Source organism: Mesorhizobium sp. P2_D5 (assembly GCF_056404355.1).
The window spans coordinates 471369-487522 of sequence record NZ_JBFUEE010000002.1; the positions used below are offsets into that span (position 1 = coordinate 471369).

The window sequence follows — 16154 nt, forward strand, 5'->3', positions numbered from 1 at the left end:
CGCAGTTTCTGGACCTTCGCCGTCACAACTTGGTGACGGCGACCAGTCCCTCGTCCGGCACCGACACCATCCGGTTGCGCAGTGGCCTGCCGAATGTCTGTGCCTGGATTTCATACTCGTCGCCGGAAGCCGTCTTGATGCCGGAGGCGTAGCTCATCACCGCCGCGCCGAAGAAGTAGGCATGCAGGTCGCCTGCTCTGCGGTGCATCGGGTAGCGGAAATGGAAATGTTCGAGATTGGCGATCGAGTGCGACATGTGCGCCTCGCCCGACAGGAACTCCTGCTCCCAGATGACGGCGCCGTCGCGTAGGATGCGGGAATGGCCACGCACTTCATCGGGTAGGTCGCCGATCAAAAGCTCCGGGCCGATCGAGCAGGAGCGGAGTTTTGAATGGGCGAGATAAAGGTAGTTCTCGGCTTCCGTGACATGGTCGGAGTATTCGTTGCCCAGCGCATAGCCGATGCGATAGGGGCGGCCATCCGGCCCATTGAGATAGAGCCCGACGATTTCGGCCTCTTCCGCGCCGGCGCGCGCGAACGCCGGCATCGGCAGCGCAGCACCAGGGGGCACGACGCAGGTGCCGACGCCCTTGAAGAACCATTCGGGCTGGATTCCGATCTGCCCGGCGGCGGGTTTGCCACCCTCCAGACCCATGCGGAAGATCTTCAGTGAATCGGATTCCTCGGCGTCCTCGCCATGCGTAAGCACATGCATCTTGTCGCGTGCCGCGGCACTGCCGGTATGGGTCAGGCCCGTGCCGGTGACCAGGAAGCGCGCCGGTTCCGGATGGTCGACCGGGGCCAGCACGCGGCCGTCGCGCAACAACTCGTCATAGTCGACCGTTGCAGTGCCCGTCCGCTTCTCGACAAGTGCGGCGATGGAAACGCCCTCGGCAATCGCCGCTTCGGCAAGTTCCAGCACGGTGCTGGCCTTTTCGAGCGGGTGCAGGTGATTGCCGTCGTCGGAGACACGGCCAACCCCCCTGTTGCCATCGGGCATTCTGAACTGAACAAGACGCATGAGGTACCCTTCTTCCCTTGGGGCCGTGCGGGTCACACCCAGCCCGCATCGACGATGAATTGCTGGCTTGTGCACATGCGGCTGTCGTCGGCGGCCAGGAACAGCGCCATGCGCGCAATATCGGAGGGCTGCAGCCGGTCGGGCAGGCACTGTCGCTCCTCGATCTGCCGCTCTCCGGCCGGGTTCAGCCACATGCGCATCTGGCGCTCTGTCATCACCCAGCCAGGCACCATGCAGTTGACGCGGATGCGCTCGGGACCAAGCTCGCGGGCCAGCGCCCGCGTCATGCCGTAAACCGCCGCCTTTGCCGTCACATAAGCGGGGCAATCGGGATCGCCGACCATCCAGGTGATGGAACCGAAATTGATGATCGAGCCGCCGCCCAGCGAGCCCATCTGCGGGCGCACCGCTTGCGCCGCAAAGAACTGGTGGCGCAGATTGACCGCCATGCGGTCGTCCCAATAGGCGACCGTCACGTCCTTGGTTTGATGGCGATCATCGTTGCCGGCATTGTTGCACAGAACCTGGATCGGGCCGTTGTGCTGCATCGCTTGCACCGTTGCCGCCTGCAGTTGCTCGACGTTGCGCAGGTCGCAGGCGATGAACAGCGGCGCACGATGTCCATCAGCCGCGATCGCGTCGACCAGGCACCGGGACGGCTCCTCGGCCTGATCGACAAAGGCAACGCGGCTGCCTTGCGCGCAGAAATGGCGCACCAGGCTTTCGCCGATGCCACTGCCACCGCCGGTTATGAAGACGCTGCGGCCTTTGAGGCTGGGGTAGGTGGCGTAGCCGCCGATTTCATCCATCGCGCGCGCCTCTCTAGTGGGAATGCCGGGGGATGCCGGCATCGCGCCGACCGACGAGAAAGTCGAAATCGCAGCCCTTGTCGGCCTGCAGAACGCGCTCGACATAGAGGCTCTGGTAGCCGCCTTCGGGCGGCGTCGGCGGCTGCCAGTTGTGTCGGCGGATAGCCAGTTCTTCGTCCGACACCAAAAGCTCCAGGCGCCGGCCGGCCACGTCCAGCTCGATGAGATCGCCATCGCGCACCAGCGCCAGCGCCCCGCCGGCCGCTGCTTCCGGTGCCACATGCAGCACCACGGTGCCGTAGGCGGTGCCGCTCATGCGCGCGTCCGAGATGCGCACCATGTCGGAGACGCCTTGCTTCAGCAGCTTGGCCGGCAGCGGCATGTTGCCGACCTCGGCCATCCCGGGGTAGCCACGCGGTCCGCAGTTCTTCAGCACCATCACTGAAGAGGCGTCGATATCCAGCTCCGGATCGTCGATGCGGGCGTAGTAGTGCTCGATGTTTTCGAAGACGATCGCCTTGCCGCGATGCTGCATCAGCTCGGGCGTTGCCGCCGACGGTTTGATGACCGCCCCGTTGGGCGCCAGATTGCCACGCAGGATCGAGATGCCGCCTTCCCTGGTCAGCGGGTCGCTCAGCGGGCGGATGACCTCGGTGTTGTAGTTGGGCGCGCCGTCGATCAACTCGCCAATGGTCTTGTTGCTGACGGTCATGGCGTCGCGATGAAGAAGCCCCACTTCATCAAGCGACGCCATGACCGCAGCCAGCCCCCCGGCATAGTAGAAATCTTCCATCAGGAACCGGCCCGATGGCATCAAATCGACAATGGTCGGAACGTCGCGGCCAAGGCGGTCCCAGTCATCGAGGCTGAGATCGACGCCTACACGGTTGGCGATGGCGATCAGGTGCAGCACTGCATTGGTCGAGCCGCCGATTGCGCCATTGACGCGAATGGCGTTCTCGAACGCTTGCCTGGTGAGAATCTGCGCGATCGTCACATCCTTGCGGACCAGCTCGACGATCTGGCGTCCGGCCATCTGGGCGAGCACGCCACGGCGTGAATCCACCGCCGGGATCGCGGCATTGTCCGGCATGCCGATGCCGAGCGCCTCCACCATGCTGGCCATGGTCGAAGCCGTGCCCATTGTCATGCAGCTGCCCGCCGACCGGCTCTGGCCCTGTTCGGCGGCCAGGAAATCGGCGACCGGCATGCGGCCGGCCTTCACCTCTTCGGCGAATTTCCAGACATGCGTGCCCGAGCCAATATCTTGTCCGCGGAACTTGCCGTTGAGCATCGGTCCGCCGGAAACGGTGATGGTCGGCAGATTGCATGATGCAGCACCCATGAGCAGCGCAGGCGTGGTCTTGTCGCAGCCGACCAGCAGGATGACGCCGTCGATAGGATTGCCGCGGATGGATTCCTCGACATCCATGCTGACCAGATTGCGAAACAGCATGGCGGTGGGGCGCATGTTGCTCTCGCCCAATGACATGACCGGAAATTCCAGCGGCAGGCCGCCGGCTTCATAGACGCCACGTTTGACGTGGTCGGCCAGGGCGCGCAGATGCGCGTTGCATGGTGTCAGTTCCGACCAGGTGTTGCAGATGCCGATCACCGGGCGGCCGTCGAAAGCGTCGGCGGGAATGCCTTGGTTCTTCATCCAGCTGCGGTGCATGAAGGCATTCTTGCCTTCGCCGCCGAACCAGGCCTCGGACCGCAGCTTGCGTTTGGTCTCGGTCACGAAGCCAGCTCCCGATTGGCGCGGCGCCTGTTGCGGTTCTCGACACTGCGGCGCACGTCTTCCTCGGCATCGTCGATGAGCACCAGCAGCGCCTTTTGCGCGCCGGCGGCATCGCGCGCGGCGATCTTCTCAGCCACTTCCCGGTGCAGCGGCAAAGAGTGGCGCTGTCCTTCCGGATTGTCGTTGGAGAGGCGGAAGCTCATCACCAGCGCGGTTTCGACCAGTGCAGCGAGCGAGCCGATCAGCTCGTTGCCCGTCATGCGCAGAATGGTCTGGTGGAAAAGCAGGTCAGGCTTGGCGAAGCGGTCGCCGTCGTCGACAACGGCTTCCATTTCGGCGAGCGCGGCGTTGATCTCGGCGATCTGCGCCGGCGTGGCGCGCTGCGCGGCGAGTGCGGCCGACATCGGCTCGATGGCCCGGCGCAGTTCGAACAGCGCCCGCACATCGTCGGCGCTGACACCTCTGGCGTAACGCCACGACAGGACGTCCGGGTCGAGGAAGTTCCAGTCGGAGCGGGGACGCACCCTTGTGCCGGTCTTCGGCCGCGATTCGACAAGCCCCTTGCCGGCCAGCACCTTGATCGCCTCGCGCAGCACCGTGCGGCTGACCCCCAGCATCTCGCTGGAATCGTCCGCATTGGGCAGTGCCTCGCCGGGCAGGAAATCGCCCTGCACGATGCGCAACCCGATCTGCTCGACAACCGTCGCATGCAGTGCCGTGGAGCCGCTGGAAACCGCGACGGCGACTCGCGAAGTCCGCGCCGTGCTAAAAGATTTCTTATTCTTCATACTATTCATATGATATGTCTTATAGCCGTGGCGATTGGAGTCAAGGGATGGGGACATGCCGATGACAAAGAATTCAGCAGCCGTTGTGGGGCAGCAACTGCTTTCGATCAGCGACGGCATTGCGACGGCGGAGATTGCTCCGGCCGCCGGCGGTGCGGTAGCGTCGTATCGCTGGCGGCAAGACGGCTCTGTCGTGGACTTGCTACGCCCGGCCGATCAGGCGGCGATCAGCCGCCGCGATGCCGGCGCCATGGCCTGCTTCCCGCTGGTTCCCTATTCCAATCGCATAAGGGGTGGTCGCTTCGCCTTCGCTGGTCGTACCGTCACACTGCCGACAAGCCCCGATGACCCGCATCATGAGCACGGCCATGGCTGGCGTCGGCCATGGACAGTCGGGCGACACGAACCCAGCGCTGTCGTCTTGCGCTATCGCCACGCCGCCGACTCTTGGCCATGGAGCTACGAGGCCGAGCAAGTCATCTCGCTGGCCGATGGCAGTCTGGGCATCACCATTTCGCTGCGCAATCTCTCGGACACGCCGATGCCGGCCGGGTTCGGCCTGCATCCTTATTTCCCATCGACGCCGTGGACGCATGTCCAGGCGCCGGTGTCCGGCATGTGGGAGACCGATGCGGACATCTTGCCAACCCGCCACGTCCTGCCGCCGGCCGGTGCCAACCCCACCACGGGCTTCGATGTGTCCGAGACGGACTTCGATACCGTCTTCACCGGATGGACGCGCCGGGCCCGGATTTGCTGGCCGGAACATGGACGGCAACTGGAGATCGAGGCCGAGATGCCGCTCGATTTCCTCGTACTCTACACGCCGCCCGGCGAGCCGTTCTTTTGCGCCGAGCCGGTCACCAACATCACCGATGCCTTCAACCGCGACGCGGGCATCGACACCGGCCGCATCGTGCTGGCGCCCGGCCAGATGCGATCCGCCAGTGTTCGCTTCACGCCCTCACAGGCGGCCTGACCGAAGTCGAACCGTCCAAAGGGGTCGGTTCAGAACGGATAATGCTGGCCCGGATCCTCGATCGTCACCCAGCGCAAATCGGTGAACTCGGCGATCGATGCCTTGCCGCCGAAACGGCCATAGCCCGAGCCCTTGACGCCGCCGAACGGCATTTGTGCCTCGTCGCCGACGGTTGGGCCATTGATATGGCAGATGCCGGCTTCGATGCGCGCGGCGACCGCCATGGCACGCTTGATGTCGCGGCTGAAGACGGCTGACGACAGGCCGTATTCGGTGTCGTTGGCGACACACACGGCCTCGTCCTCGCCCTTGACCCGGATCACCGGCTTGACCGGCCCGAAGGATTCTTCGGCATAGACGCGCATGGCCGGCGTGACGTGGTCGAGCAATGTCGCTTCCACCACGGTGCCACTGCGCTTGCCGCCGGCCACGAGCCTGGCGCCCTTGGCGACGGCATCGGTGATGAGTTCCTCCATCTTGTCGGCCGCTTGGCTGCTGATCAGGGAGCCCAGTACGACATGGCCGCGTGGATCGCCCGCCGGCAGTTGCGACGCGCGTGCCGCGAGCTTGGAAACGAATTCATCGGCGACCTTTTCGTCGACGATCAGACGCTCGGTCGACATGCAGATCTGGCCCTGATGCATGAACGCGCCGAAGGTGGCGGCGTTGACGGCCGCGTCGATGTCGGCATCGTCCAGCACCAGCAACGGCGCCTTGCCGCCGAGTTCGAACAGCGCCGGCTTCAGGTGCCGTCCAGCGAGTTCGGCGATGATCCTGCCCACCTTGGTCGAGCCGGTGAAGTTGACGCGCTTGACTGCAGGATGCGCGACCAGCGCCTCGACAATGCCGGCGGCGTCCTTCGGATCGTTGGTGACGACATTGATGACGCCCTTCGGCAGGCCGGCCTCGACCAGCACCTGGCCGATCAGCCGGTGTGTGCCGGGGCACATTTCGGAAGCTTTCAGCACCACCGTGTTGCCGCAGACGATCGGCATGGCGATGGCGCGGGTGCCGAGAATGACCGGCGCATTCCACGGCGCGATGCCGAGGCACACGCCAGCCGGCTGGCGGATCGCCATGGCCAGCGTGCCCGGCTTGTCGGATGGGATGATCTCGCCCGAAATCTGCGTCGTCATCGCCGCCGCCTCGCGCAGCATGTTGGCCGCCAGCATGACGTTGAAGCCGGCCCACGGGCCGGTCGCGCCGGTCTCTTCCATCATCAGCTTGGTAAACTCGCCGACCTTCGAGGCCATGACGTCGGCCGCTTTGCTCAGCAAGGCGCGGCGCTCACCGGGCCCGGTCTTCGACCAGGCCGGAAAGGCGGCCGCTGCGGCCTCTACCGCGGCGTTGGCGTCAGCAATGCTGGCCGCGGCGGCGCGTGTCGCCAGCCTGCCGGTGAACGGGTCCATGCGCTCGTAGGACGCCGCACCTGAGGCAGCCCGTTCGTCGCCATCGATCAGAAGTCCGATGTCCATGACTGTCTCCATCCCTCTATTCTTGTTTGCCCATGATCTTTTCCGAAAACCGGTTCCCGCTTTTCAGGATCATGGTCTAGAATCCGAACATTTCGGCGTTGATCGATGCTTCGAGGCCACCATCGACCGGCACGTTGGCGCCGTTGATCCAGCGCGCGCCGTCCGAGCACAGGAACAAGACTACCGGTGCGATATCGCCCGCTGTGCCAGCCCGTCCGACCCTGGCAATGTCGCTGTCGACGCGGGCGTCGCCGAGCACGGTGCGGAACTGTTTGAGGATCGGTGTCTCGACCGGGCCAGGGCTTACCGCATTGACGCGGATGCCGCGGCGTTTGAACAGATCCTGGTGCGCCGCACGGAAGGTCCATAGCAGCAGCAGTTCCTTGGAGACGGGATAGCCTTCCTCGTTCCTGACTGCGTGGTCGCAGACCACCTCGGCGACATCGGGAAAACCTTCGATGCCGACCATCGAGGCGGCGCGATTGAGATGGGCGCGCCAGCCATAGCCGGCGATCGAGGCGACGTTGACGATGGCGCCGCCTTCGCGAAGTTTTGGCACAAGTCCTTCCGAAAGCGCCCGCAGCCCGAAGAAATTGACGGCCAGTGTCGCCGCCGCACCGGTGTTGCCGGAGAGGCCAGCGACATTGCAGAGTGCGTCGATACGCTGCGGCAGACGCGCGATGAGATCGTCGACACCAGCCTTGCTAGAGATGTCGGCCTTGACGAAGCTGCCAACCGCGGCAGCCGGCTCACGCACATCGACGCCGATCACATCGGCGCCGAGCTGGCCGGCGAGTTCCGTGGTGCGCGCCCCAATGCCGGAAGCGACGCCGGTGACAAGGATGGTCTTGCCGAAGAGCATGGTCATGCCTTTTCCTGATGCTTCGTGGTTTGTTGTGGCGTCGCGTCGTCATCTGCGGAGGCAGCTGCGAGCCTGACGCGATAACCGACCGGCAGCAGGCGAAGCCCAAAGCGCTCCTCGATCGTCCCCCACAGGCCGCGCGGCAGGAAAAGTGAGAACACCACAGCCGTGGCGCCGAGCCCGACCAGGTACCAGACGCCGGTGCCGCCGAACCATGTCTCGATGAGGAAGAACACCAACGCGCCGAGAATAGCGCCCTCGAAAGTGCCGATGCCGCCAACCAGCACCATGAAGATCATGTAGGCGGTCCATTGCACGTTGAAGTAGGTCTTCGGCTGGAAGGTGATGGAGGTCGCCAGCCACAGCGCACCGGCAATGCCGATGCCGAAGGCGGCAAGCACGAACAGCAGCCGCTTGGTGCCGGTGACGCGCACGCCGACCGAGGCGGCGGCGTCCTCATTGTCCCGGATCGCCCGGATCGCGGCACCCGTGCTGCCGCGCAGCAGACCAAACAGGATGGCAAGCAGCGCGGTCATCGAGGCCAGCGCCAGCCAGTAGATCGTCGCTCGCCTGGTGCCGGCGTCGTAGACATTCAGCGAGATCAGCGAGGTGCCGGTTTCGCCCTGCACCAGCCGGTCGAGATTGACCAGCAGATGCGTGAGTGCCGCGATCACCCACATGCCGATGGCGAATTCGCCATTTCTCAGCCGCAGCATGAACAGCGACAGCGGGATAGACACCACGCCGACGACAAGTCCCGAGGCGAACAGCGCCAGGAACGGGTTGAGGCCCGCATCGGCCAGCCGGATGGCGAAATAGGCGCCGAGCCCGAAGAACACCTGCTGGCCGACCGAGACCAGGCCGCCGAAGCCGGCCAGCGCATTCCACATCGCCGCCAGGATCACATAGATGAACAGTGCGGTCATGCGGTCAACCGCACCGGCCGACAGAAACTGCGGCGCGATCGCAAGCAACGCGATGATGACGGCGACGGCCATCGCGGCGATCCGCGACGTCGCCGTGCCGCGCTCGATGACAGGCATGGTGGCGGGAGCACTCATGACGTCTTCCCGAGGCGCAGCAGGCCGCGCAGGCCGAGGCCGGACGCGGACAGCCGCACGAAAAGCACGACGAGAAAGACAGCGTGGCCGCCGATTAGAAACCCCTGCGGATGCACCTGTGCGCCGAGCGTCTGGGCAAGCGCCAGCACGATACCGCCGATCAGCGTCCCCCACAGCGAACCGGCGCCGCCGATCACCGCCGCCTCGAAGGCGAACAGCAATTGCGGCGCCCCGGCATAGGGATCGAAAGTGGCGCGCATGCCCAGGAACGCGCCGGCAAGACCGACCGTGACCATGGCGATGGCCGCGGCAATGGCGTTGGCGCGGCGGGCATCGACACCGACCAGGCCGGCTGTATCGGGGTCTTCCGAGGTGGCGCGGATCGAGCGGCCAAGCCTGGTTTGCGTGAGGAACAATTGCAGCCCGCCGAGCAGGACAATTGCGGTGGCGAACATCATCACCGCGAGCTTGCCGACATAGATGCTGCCTGGCCATTCCCAGGAATCATAGGACAGGCTGCCGATATAGGGCGCCAGCGAACGCGTGTCGGCGCCGAACTGCTCGAACAGCAGATTATCGATGACGATGGCCAGGCCGAACGTCGTCAGGATCGGCAGCAGGGCTCCACCGCGCGCGCTGCGTTCGAGCAGGAAGCGCTGCAGCGCCCAGCCGATCGTCGCCATCAATGGCAGGACGATGAGCAGGCCGACAAAGGGCGAGACATGGAATCGCGAGGCGAGCCACCACAGCGCGTAGGCGGAAAACACCGCAAGGCTGCCATGCGCGAGGTTGATGACGCGCATCACCGAAAACATGAACGACAGGCCGCAGGCGATCAGCGCGTAATAGCCGCCGAGAAGGATGCCCTGGATGATCTGGTTGCTCATGCCGGAACGCTCCCGGTGCTTTTCCGGTGCAGACCGAAATAGGCCTTCGTCACCTCGTCGCGCGAAACCTCCTTGCTTGGTCCTTCGAGCGCGACACGCCCTTCGAGCATGCAGATGACCCTGTCGGATACAGCGAGCGCGCGGTTGAGATCCTGTTCGACCAGGATGATCGTCGTGCCCGAAGCGATCAGCCCTTGCAGCGCGGCATAGACACGGTCGACGATCAGCGGCGACAGGCCGAGCGAAACCTCGTCGAGCAACAGCAGTTCCGGGTTGCTCATCAATGCCCGGCCGATCGCCGTCGCCTGTTGCTCGCCACCCGAAAGATGGCCCGTCCTGGCATGGCGGCGCGGTTTCAGGTTTGGGAACATCTCGAGCACCTTGTCGACGCTCCAGTCGCCCGACCGGCCGACAGTCCTGCCGAGCAGGAGGTTCTCCTCGACCGTCATCTGCACGAACAGTTTTCGTCCTTCCGGCACCAGCACGATGCCCATGCCGACGCGCCTGTGCGACGGCACGCTGGTGAGATCGGCGCCGTCGAGCAGCACGCGACCGGCCGCCGGCTGATGCGCGCCGGCGATGGCCCGCAGCAGCGTCGTCTTGCCGGCGCCATTGGCGCCGACCAGCGCCAGCGTCTCGCCGCGTTCGATCGTGAAGCTTACGCCGCGCACCGCCTGCAGCAGGCCGTGCCGGACAACCAGGTTCTCGACCGACAGCAGGCTCATTTCGGGCCTCCGCCGAGATAGGCGCGCACGACCTCGGGGTCGGCCATCACCGCTTGCGGCTCGCCGTCGGCGATGATCTTGCCGGCATCCATGCAGATCAGCCGCTCGGCCACCTGCAGCAGGATATGCACGATGTGCTCGATCCAGACGATGCCGACCTTGCGCCGGCGCAATTCCTTGATCGTGTCGACAAGTTCGCCGGCTTCGCCATCGGTCAGGCCGCCGCCGATCTCATCGAGCAGCAGCAGTGTCGGTCTTGCGGCAAGCGCCCTTGCCAGTTCCAGCCGCTTGCGATCGAGCAGCCCGAGCGTTTCGGCGCGCCGGTTGGCAACGCCCAGCATGCCGCACAGTTTCAGCGAGCCGAGCGCCTCCTCATAGGCCTCGTCGCGGCCGAGACCGGCGCCGTGCGAGGCGGCGACGAAGACATTCTCGAAGGTGGTCATACCGCTGAACGGTTTTGGCACCTGGTGCGTGCGCACCAGGCCGAGCCGGCAACGTTGCGTCGCCGACAGCGGCGTCACATCGCCGCCCTTGAAGCTGACCGTGCCCGAGCTTGGTGGAAAAGCCCCGGCAAGCACGCTGAGCAGTGTCGTCTTGCCTGCACCATTCGGGCCGACAATGCCGACCGCCTCGTCGGCGGCCATGGTGAAGTCGACGGCATCCAGCACCACAAGTGCGCCGAAGCGCTTGTGGATAGCGGCGGCGGCGAGGATCGCCTGTTGTTGCGGATGGGTCACCAGGCGATCCTCGTCAGCGGTCCATCAGCCGTTGTAAGGCAAAAGCTTGGCTTCGACGGGCACTTTCGGGTCCGTGGCATTCTCGGTCACGACATAGTCGAGCGGGAACTTGGCTCCTTCCTTGGCGGCCACCCATTGCGTGCCGATGATCGGGCCGGGAGAGACATTGGCAACCGGGCCGCTGGTGAAGTCGACCTTGCCGATCATCGTCTCGGTCTTGAGCTGGCTCAGCGCCTTGGCCACCGCGGCCTTGTCCTTGGCGTCGCTGCTTGCCTTCAGCGCTTCGAAGCCGGCGTCGAGCAGCGACATCGAGGCGCCGAGCTGCTGCGTCCACTGCTTGCCGCTCGCGGCCTCGTAGCCGTCGGCCAGCTCGGTTCCCGAAACGCCGGTCAGCGGCGACTTGTAGGGGAATGCCTTGTGCCAGTAGGCGGCACTCGAAATCTTCATGCCGAGATCGCCTAGCGCTTCGATATCCGAGGGGAACAACCCGGTCTTGGCGACCTGGCAGATCTTGATCTGCTTGATCAGCCCTTGCTGTGCCGCCTGTCGCCAGAACGCCGCGAAGTCCGGCGGGATCGGGAAGGAATTGAAGATCTCGACGCCTTCCTGTTTGAACAGCGCGATCTGCGAGGAATAGTCGGTGGTGCCGGTTTCATAGGCGCCGGGATCGACGATGGTGAACCCTTGCTTGGCCAGCAGCGGCGCCAGATTGGCGCGGATGGCGTTGCCGTCGGCGTCGTTCGGATACATGACGCCGACCTTTTTGTTGGTCTCGATCAGGTTCCATTGCGAGATGTAGGTCTTGAAGAACTCGCCGACGCCGAAGCCGAAATGATAGGTCCATTTGAACGGCGAGGGTGCACCGGGCTTGGCGCCGCGGCCGAAATACCAGGCCTCCCAAGGCATGACTGTCGACAGGCACGGCACTCCTGCGGCTTCGCAGGCGTCGGCCACCGGGTTGATCACCTCGGGCGTCGACACGGCCAGCATCAGGTCGATGGCCTGGTTGTTGATCAGGTCCTTGGCCAACTGGCCGGCGCGCGATGGGTCGGACTGCGTGTCCTGGTCGAGGATTTCAACGCTGTACTTCTTGCCGCCCAAGTCGAGCCCGCCGGCCAGCGCCTTGCGGGCCAGATCGAGCACGTAGCCGTCGGTCTGGCCGAAACCGGCGAGCGGCCCAGTGCGCGGACTGACGAAGCCGACCTTGAGCGTGTCGCCTGCTTGAGCAAAGGCGCCGCGGCCGCCAAGCGCGAGCGCTGCGCCGCCGGCAATCGATGTGGCGATGAACTGGCGTCGCGATAGGCCCGGAATTATGGATCTGCTGCCAATGGCGTGGGTCATATTTTCCTCCCTCTGTGGCTCCTCCATCGTCACAGTGCACCACCGGTTTGGTTCGGTAAAATGATATTTTGCGGTGTTTCATTAACCCCTGGGTTAGGAAACTGCCCGGCCGAGACGACGTCCGGTTGGAATGTTCCGAGGCTTCAGCTGCCTTGCCTGGCGGCTTCGCGGATGGTCTGCAGCAGGATCGAGAAGGCCGGCGAGGGCGCCGTGTCGGTCCGCATCGTCAGGCCGACCGGGCCCTTGGTTTCCTCGGTGTTGACCGGCAAGGCGACGAAGGCACCGCTGCCCAGTTCATTGGCAACGACGCCGGCCGAAATGATCCAGACGGCATTGCTCTGCCGCAGGAAGGCGCGACCGAACGAGTCCGAGACGGTTTCGATCTCGGTTGCCGGCGCGGTCATGCCGTTGGTGATGAACAGCCGGTCGACGAACGGGCGGATGACGGATTCCCGCGTCGGCATCAGCATCGGGAATTCGTCGAGCCGTGCGAACACGTCCTGCTCGGGATCAAGCAGCGGATGTCCCGCTCGCACCACGAACAGCACCTGTTCGGAGTAGAGGTGCTCGAAGAAGAAGCCGGTCATGTTCTCCGGCGCTGCCAGCCGCCCGACAACGAGATCGAGCGCGCCGGTGCGCAATTGTTCGAGCAGCACCGCGTTCTCGCCGGTGACGATCTTGATCGCCGCCCCGGTGCCCTCCTTGAGGAACAGGGTCATGGCAAGCGGCATCACCCGCGCCGACACTGTCGGCAGCGCGCCGATGCGGATCGGGTGCCGGTTGATCGCCCCATCCTGCCGAACGGAATCGACGCCTTGCTTGAGCGCCGTGATCGCCGTGCCGGCATGGCGAAGGAAGATCTCGCCGATGCGCGTCAGCCTGATGCCGCGGCCATCGCGTTCGACCACCGCCACGCCGAGCGCCTCTTCCAGTTCGCGCAACGTCTTGGTCACCGCCGGTGGGCTGACATGCAGCAAATCGGCCGCTCGCGCCACGCTTCCCTGCCGTGCAACTTCCAGGAATGCCTGCAGGTGACGGAACCGGATGCGGCTCTCGGACATGGATTTGATAACCCCTGAGTTAATGAAACGGCGCAAAATATCATTTTACCGAACCAAATGCCTTGTGCAATGTGGCGATGGAGGATCGAAATCGTGCCATTCGTCACCATCGGCGGCATCACGCTGCACTACCGTCACGTCGAGGCGAACGGCAGTGCGCGCCCGATCGTGTTCATCAATTCGCTCGGCACCGACTTCCGGATCTGGGACGAAATTGTCTCGGCTCTTGATGGGGAAATGCCCTTGCTGGTCTATGACAAGCGCGGCCACGGCCTGTCCGACATCGGCGACATCAGGTCGATTGACGATCATGTCGACGATCTCTCGGCGCTCCTCGATCATTTCGGGTTGGAGAAGGTCCTACTGTGCGGCCTGTCGGTGGGCGGCATGGTCGCGCAAGGCCTCTATGCCAGGCGACCCGAGATCGTCGAGGCCATGATCCTATGCGACACGGCCCACAAGATCGGCACGACGGACAGCTGGAACACGCGCATCGCAACGGTCGAAAGCAGAGGGATCCAGGAGATTGCCGATGGTGTGCTCAAAGTGTGGTTCACCCCCAGCTTCCACGCAACGCGTTCAGCCGAGCTCGACGGCTACTGGAACATGCTGACCAGGCAGGCGCTCGCCGGCTATCTCGGGACATGCGCGGCCGTTCGCGACGCCGATTTCACGGAGGCTGCGCGCCGTATCTCCGTACCGACGCTTTGCATCGCCGGTGATCAGGACGGCTCGACGCCTCCCGATCTTGTCCGCTCGCTGGCTGCTCTCATTCCCGGCGCGCGCTTCGAGATCATCCGCGACGCCGGACATATTCCCTGTGTCGAACAGCCCGAAGCACTTGTCGCCCTGATCCGCCATTTTATCGCATCGCTTGCCCTTGGAGCCGAAACCCATGGATGAAGTCCCCGGCAACACCGCCAGATATCGCACGGGCCTTGGCGTACGGCGGTCCGTGCTCGGCGATCCGCATGTCGACCGGGCCGAGGTCGCCGCCACCGGTTTCGACCAGCCTTTCCAGGAGCTGATCACCGAGGCCGCCTGGGGAACGGTGTGGGCACGGCCGGGCTTCACCAAGCGCGAGCGCTCGATCGTCACGCTGGCGCTGCTGGCAGCACTCGGCCATGATGAGGAGGTCGCCATGCATGTGCGTGCCACCGCCAACACCGGTGCGTCGCGCGACGACATCTGCGAAGCGTTCCTGCATGTCGCCATCTATGCCGGCGTACCGGCCGCCAACCGTGCCTTCAAGATCGCCAAGGACGTGTTTTCGGAAATGGACGGAGCCAAGAATGCCCGCTGAGTCCAGATCGAACCGGAAGCCCGAGACCGGCGCCTTTTTCCAGCGCGACCGGACCTGGCATCCGCCGGCGCTGACGCCGAACTACAAGACTTCCGTGTTGCGTTCGCCGCAGAAGGCGCTGCTCGCCTTCGACAACACGCTGTCGGAGATTGCAGGGCCGGTCTTCGGTCACGCTATGCTCGGCGAACTCGATGGCGACCTGATCCACAATTTCGCCAGACCCGGCGAGAGCGCCATCGGCGAGCGCATCATCGTCCATGGGCGGGTGCTCGACGAACGTGGCGTTGGCGTGCCCGGCGCGCTGCTCGAATTCTGGCAGGCCAATGCCGGTGGCCGCTACCGTCACAAGAAGGACGGTTACCTGGCGCCGCTCGACCCGAATTTTGGCGGCTGCGGCCGCGCCATATCAGGCGAGGATGGTGGCTATGCCTTTCGCACTGTCAAGCCCGGTCCCTATCCCTGGCCGAACGGGCCGAACGACTGGCGGCCCTCGCACATCCATTTTTCGGTCTTCGGACATGGCTTCGCGCAACGGCTGATCACGCAGATGTATTTCGAGGGCGACCCGTTGATCTGGCACTGCCCGATCGCGCGGGGCATTCCCGACAAGGCAGCGATCGAAACGCTGATCGCCGCGCTCGACATGCAATCGACGATCCCCTTCGACGCGCGCGCCTACAAGTTCGACATCGTGCTGCGCGGGCGCCGCTCCTCGCTGTTCGAAAACAGGCTGGAGGGCAATTGATGGCCCAGTCGCTCGACCGGCTCAAGGAAAGCCCCTCGCAAACCGCGGGACCCTACGTCCATATCGGGCTGACGCCCAATTTCTGCGGCATCGGCGGCGTCTATGCGAGCGATCTTGGTGCGACCATGGTCAACGACAAGACCAAGGGCGAGCGTATCGGCCTGCGCATCCGCGTGCTCGACGGCACCGGCACGCCGCTCAAGGACGCGCTGATCGAGATCTGGCAGGCGGATGCCGACGGGCTATACAATTCGCCGGCGGAACTGCGCGGCACGGCCGATCCGAACTTTTTCGGCTGGGGCCGCTGCCCGACAGACATGGACACCGGCCTGTGCACGTTCGACACCATCAAGCCGGGTCGCGTGCCTTTCGCCGATGGCCGCCTGATGGCGCCGCATATCACGCTCTGGATCGTCGCCCGTGGCATCAATGTCGGCCTGCACACACGGCTCTATTTTTCCGACGAGGAGAAGGCCAATGCGCAGGATCCGATCCTGGCGCGCATCGAGCACCGCATTCGTGTACCGACGCTGATCGCCGAGCGCACCGGCGATATCTATGTCTTCGACGTCCATCTCCAGGGGGAGAAGGAAACGGTCTTCTTCGACAGCTAGGAGGC

The 16154-nt window shown here is 64.5% G+C and carries 17 protein-coding genes; 5 read left to right on the forward strand and 12 right to left on the reverse strand.

The features are described from left to right. Positions 1 to 22: 22 nt before the first annotated feature. The 4 genes from araD1 to AC1DYW_RS09005 are packed head-to-tail and all read right to left on the reverse strand — an operon-like array spanning position 23 to position 4359. Entirely contained in the window at positions 23 to 1021 is a 999-nt protein-coding gene (gene araD1 / locus AC1DYW_RS08990; RefSeq protein WP_477225880.1) for an AraD1 family protein, read from the reverse strand. A gap of 32 nt (positions 1022 to 1053) precedes the next feature. Beyond that, on the reverse strand, positions 1054 to 1830 hold the full coding sequence (locus AC1DYW_RS08995; RefSeq protein WP_477225881.1) for an SDR family NAD(P)-dependent oxidoreductase: 777 nt from the start codon (positions 1828 to 1830) through the stop codon (positions 1054 to 1056). Positions 1831 to 1843: 13 nt separating this feature from the next. After that, positions 1844 to 3571 carry an IlvD/Edd family dehydratase gene (locus tag AC1DYW_RS09000; RefSeq protein ID WP_477225882.1) on the reverse strand — a complete coding sequence of 576 codons (1728 nt, stop codon included), beginning with the start codon at positions 3569 to 3571 and terminating at the stop codon, positions 1844 to 1846. Next, positions 3568 to 4359 (reverse strand): FadR/GntR family transcriptional regulator, encoded by a 792-nt coding sequence (locus AC1DYW_RS09005; protein ID WP_477225883.1) that lies wholly within the window; start codon positions 4357 to 4359, stop codon positions 3568 to 3570. The genes AC1DYW_RS09000 and AC1DYW_RS09005 overlap by 4 nt, the downstream gene beginning before the upstream one ends. 61 nt (positions 4360 to 4420) lie before the next feature. Between AC1DYW_RS09005 and AC1DYW_RS09010 the strand changes: the two genes are divergently transcribed. After that, positions 4421 to 5338 carry an aldose 1-epimerase gene (locus tag AC1DYW_RS09010; RefSeq protein WP_477225884.1) on the forward strand — a complete coding sequence of 306 codons (918 nt, stop codon included), beginning with the start codon at positions 4421 to 4423 and terminating at the stop codon, positions 5336 to 5338. Between the two features lie 29 nt (positions 5339 to 5367). Here the strand turns inward: AC1DYW_RS09010 and AC1DYW_RS09015 are convergent, their stop codons facing one another. The 8 genes from AC1DYW_RS09015 to pcaQ form a co-directional block, all read right to left on the reverse strand. Further along, a complete protein-coding gene (locus AC1DYW_RS09015) occupies positions 5368 to 6813 on the reverse strand; it encodes an aldehyde dehydrogenase (protein ID WP_477225885.1) in 1446 nt (481 codons plus the stop codon). Between the two features lie 76 nt (positions 6814 to 6889). Further along, positions 6890 to 7675 (reverse strand): coniferyl-alcohol dehydrogenase, encoded by a 786-nt coding sequence (locus tag AC1DYW_RS09020; RefSeq protein WP_457150979.1) that lies wholly within the window; start codon positions 7673 to 7675, stop codon positions 6890 to 6892. A gap of 2 nt (positions 7676 to 7677) precedes the next feature. Further along, a complete protein-coding gene (locus AC1DYW_RS09025) occupies positions 7678 to 8736 on the reverse strand; it encodes a branched-chain amino acid ABC transporter permease (protein ID WP_477225886.1) in 1059 nt (352 codons plus the stop codon). Further along, the gene (locus tag AC1DYW_RS09030; protein ID WP_477225887.1) at positions 8733 to 9623 is read right to left on the reverse strand and encodes a branched-chain amino acid ABC transporter permease; all 891 of its coding nucleotides are present in this window, start codon (positions 9621 to 9623) and stop codon (positions 8733 to 8735) included. Before AC1DYW_RS09030 ends, AC1DYW_RS09025 begins: the two co-directional genes overlap by 4 nt. Then, positions 9620 to 10348, reverse strand: a complete 729-nt coding sequence (locus AC1DYW_RS09035; RefSeq protein WP_477225888.1) for an ABC transporter ATP-binding protein — start codon at positions 10346 to 10348, stop codon at positions 9620 to 9622. The genes AC1DYW_RS09030 and AC1DYW_RS09035 overlap by 4 nt, the downstream gene beginning before the upstream one ends. Beyond that, positions 10345 to 11088: an ABC transporter ATP-binding protein gene (locus AC1DYW_RS09040; RefSeq protein ID WP_477226420.1), complete on the reverse strand. Its 744-nt coding sequence runs from the start codon at positions 11086 to 11088 to the stop codon at positions 10345 to 10347. The genes AC1DYW_RS09035 and AC1DYW_RS09040 overlap by 4 nt, the downstream gene beginning before the upstream one ends. A 21-nt stretch (positions 11089 to 11109) precedes the next feature. Continuing rightward, positions 11110 to 12426 (reverse strand): ABC transporter substrate-binding protein, encoded by a 1317-nt coding sequence (locus tag AC1DYW_RS09045; protein ID WP_477225889.1) that lies wholly within the window; start codon positions 12424 to 12426, stop codon positions 11110 to 11112. A gap of 143 nt (positions 12427 to 12569) precedes the next feature. Beyond that, complete coding sequence (gene pcaQ, locus AC1DYW_RS09050; protein ID WP_477225890.1) at positions 12570 to 13487, reverse strand: pca operon transcription factor PcaQ; 918 nt, start codon at positions 13485 to 13487, stop codon at positions 12570 to 12572. 93 nt (positions 13488 to 13580) lie between these two features. Between pcaQ and pcaD the strand changes: the two genes are divergently transcribed. Genes pcaD through pcaG form a run of 4 tightly spaced genes read left to right on the forward strand, consistent with a single transcriptional unit; the run spans position 13581 to position 16149 of the window. Further along, complete coding sequence (gene pcaD / locus AC1DYW_RS09055; RefSeq protein ID WP_477225891.1) at positions 13581 to 14390, forward strand: 3-oxoadipate enol-lactonase; 810 nt, start codon at positions 13581 to 13583, stop codon at positions 14388 to 14390. Further along, complete coding sequence (gene pcaC, locus AC1DYW_RS09060) at positions 14383 to 14790, forward strand: 4-carboxymuconolactone decarboxylase (RefSeq protein WP_095080935.1); 408 nt, start codon at positions 14383 to 14385, stop codon at positions 14788 to 14790. Before pcaD ends, pcaC begins: the two co-directional genes overlap by 8 nt. Next, positions 14780 to 15535 carry a protocatechuate 3,4-dioxygenase subunit beta gene (gene pcaH, locus AC1DYW_RS09065; RefSeq protein ID WP_477225892.1) on the forward strand — a complete coding sequence of 252 codons (756 nt, stop codon included), beginning with the start codon at positions 14780 to 14782 and terminating at the stop codon, positions 15533 to 15535. Before pcaC ends, pcaH begins: the two co-directional genes overlap by 11 nt. Next, a complete protein-coding gene (pcaG, locus tag AC1DYW_RS09070) occupies positions 15535 to 16149 on the forward strand; it encodes a protocatechuate 3,4-dioxygenase subunit alpha (protein WP_477225893.1) in 615 nt (204 codons plus the stop codon). Before pcaH ends, pcaG begins: the two co-directional genes overlap by 1 nt. Positions 16150 to 16154: the final 5 nt, after the last annotated feature.

What these genes read in the sequence shown, in the direction of transcription:
- pcaC (WP_095080935.1), top strand. Translation starts at nt 14,383, where the DNA reads ATGGATGAAGTCCCCGGCAACACCGCCAGATATCGCACGGGCCTTGGC.
- araD1 (WP_477225880.1), bottom strand. Translation starts at nt 1,021, where the DNA reads ATGCGTCTTGTTCAGTTCAGAATGCCCGATGGCAACAGGGGGGTTGGC.
- AC1DYW_RS09030 (WP_477225887.1), bottom strand. Translation starts at nt 9,623, where the DNA reads ATGAGCAACCAGATCATCCAGGGCATCCTTCTCGGCGGCTATTACGCG.
- AC1DYW_RS09010 (WP_477225884.1), top strand. Translation starts at nt 4,421, where the DNA reads ATGACAAAGAATTCAGCAGCCGTTGTGGGGCAGCAACTGCTTTCGATC.
- pcaG (WP_477225893.1), top strand. Translation starts at nt 15,535, where the DNA reads ATGGCCCAGTCGCTCGACCGGCTCAAGGAAAGCCCCTCGCAAACCGCG.
- AC1DYW_RS09045 (WP_477225889.1), bottom strand. Translation starts at nt 12,426, where the DNA reads ATGACCCACGCCATTGGCAGCAGATCCATAATTCCGGGCCTATCGCGA.
- AC1DYW_RS09035 (WP_477225888.1), bottom strand. Translation starts at nt 10,348, where the DNA reads ATGAGCCTGCTGTCGGTCGAGAACCTGGTTGTCCGGCACGGCCTGCTG.
- pcaQ (WP_477225890.1), bottom strand. Translation starts at nt 13,487, where the DNA reads ATGTCCGAGAGCCGCATCCGGTTCCGTCACCTGCAGGCATTCCTGGAA.
- AC1DYW_RS08995 (WP_477225881.1), bottom strand. Translation starts at nt 1,830, where the DNA reads ATGGATGAAATCGGCGGCTACGCCACCTACCCCAGCCTCAAAGGCCGC.
- AC1DYW_RS09020 (WP_457150979.1), bottom strand. Translation starts at nt 7,675, where the DNA reads ATGCTCTTCGGCAAGACCATCCTTGTCACCGGCGTCGCTTCCGGCATT.
- AC1DYW_RS09015 (WP_477225885.1), bottom strand. Translation starts at nt 6,813, where the DNA reads ATGGACATCGGACTTCTGATCGATGGCGACGAACGGGCTGCCTCAGGT.
- AC1DYW_RS09005 (WP_477225883.1), bottom strand. Translation starts at nt 4,359, where the DNA reads ATGAAGAATAAGAAATCTTTTAGCACGGCGCGGACTTCGCGAGTCGCC.
- AC1DYW_RS09025 (WP_477225886.1), bottom strand. Translation starts at nt 8,736, where the DNA reads ATGAGTGCTCCCGCCACCATGCCTGTCATCGAGCGCGGCACGGCGACG.
- pcaH (WP_477225892.1), top strand. Translation starts at nt 14,780, where the DNA reads ATGCCCGCTGAGTCCAGATCGAACCGGAAGCCCGAGACCGGCGCCTTT.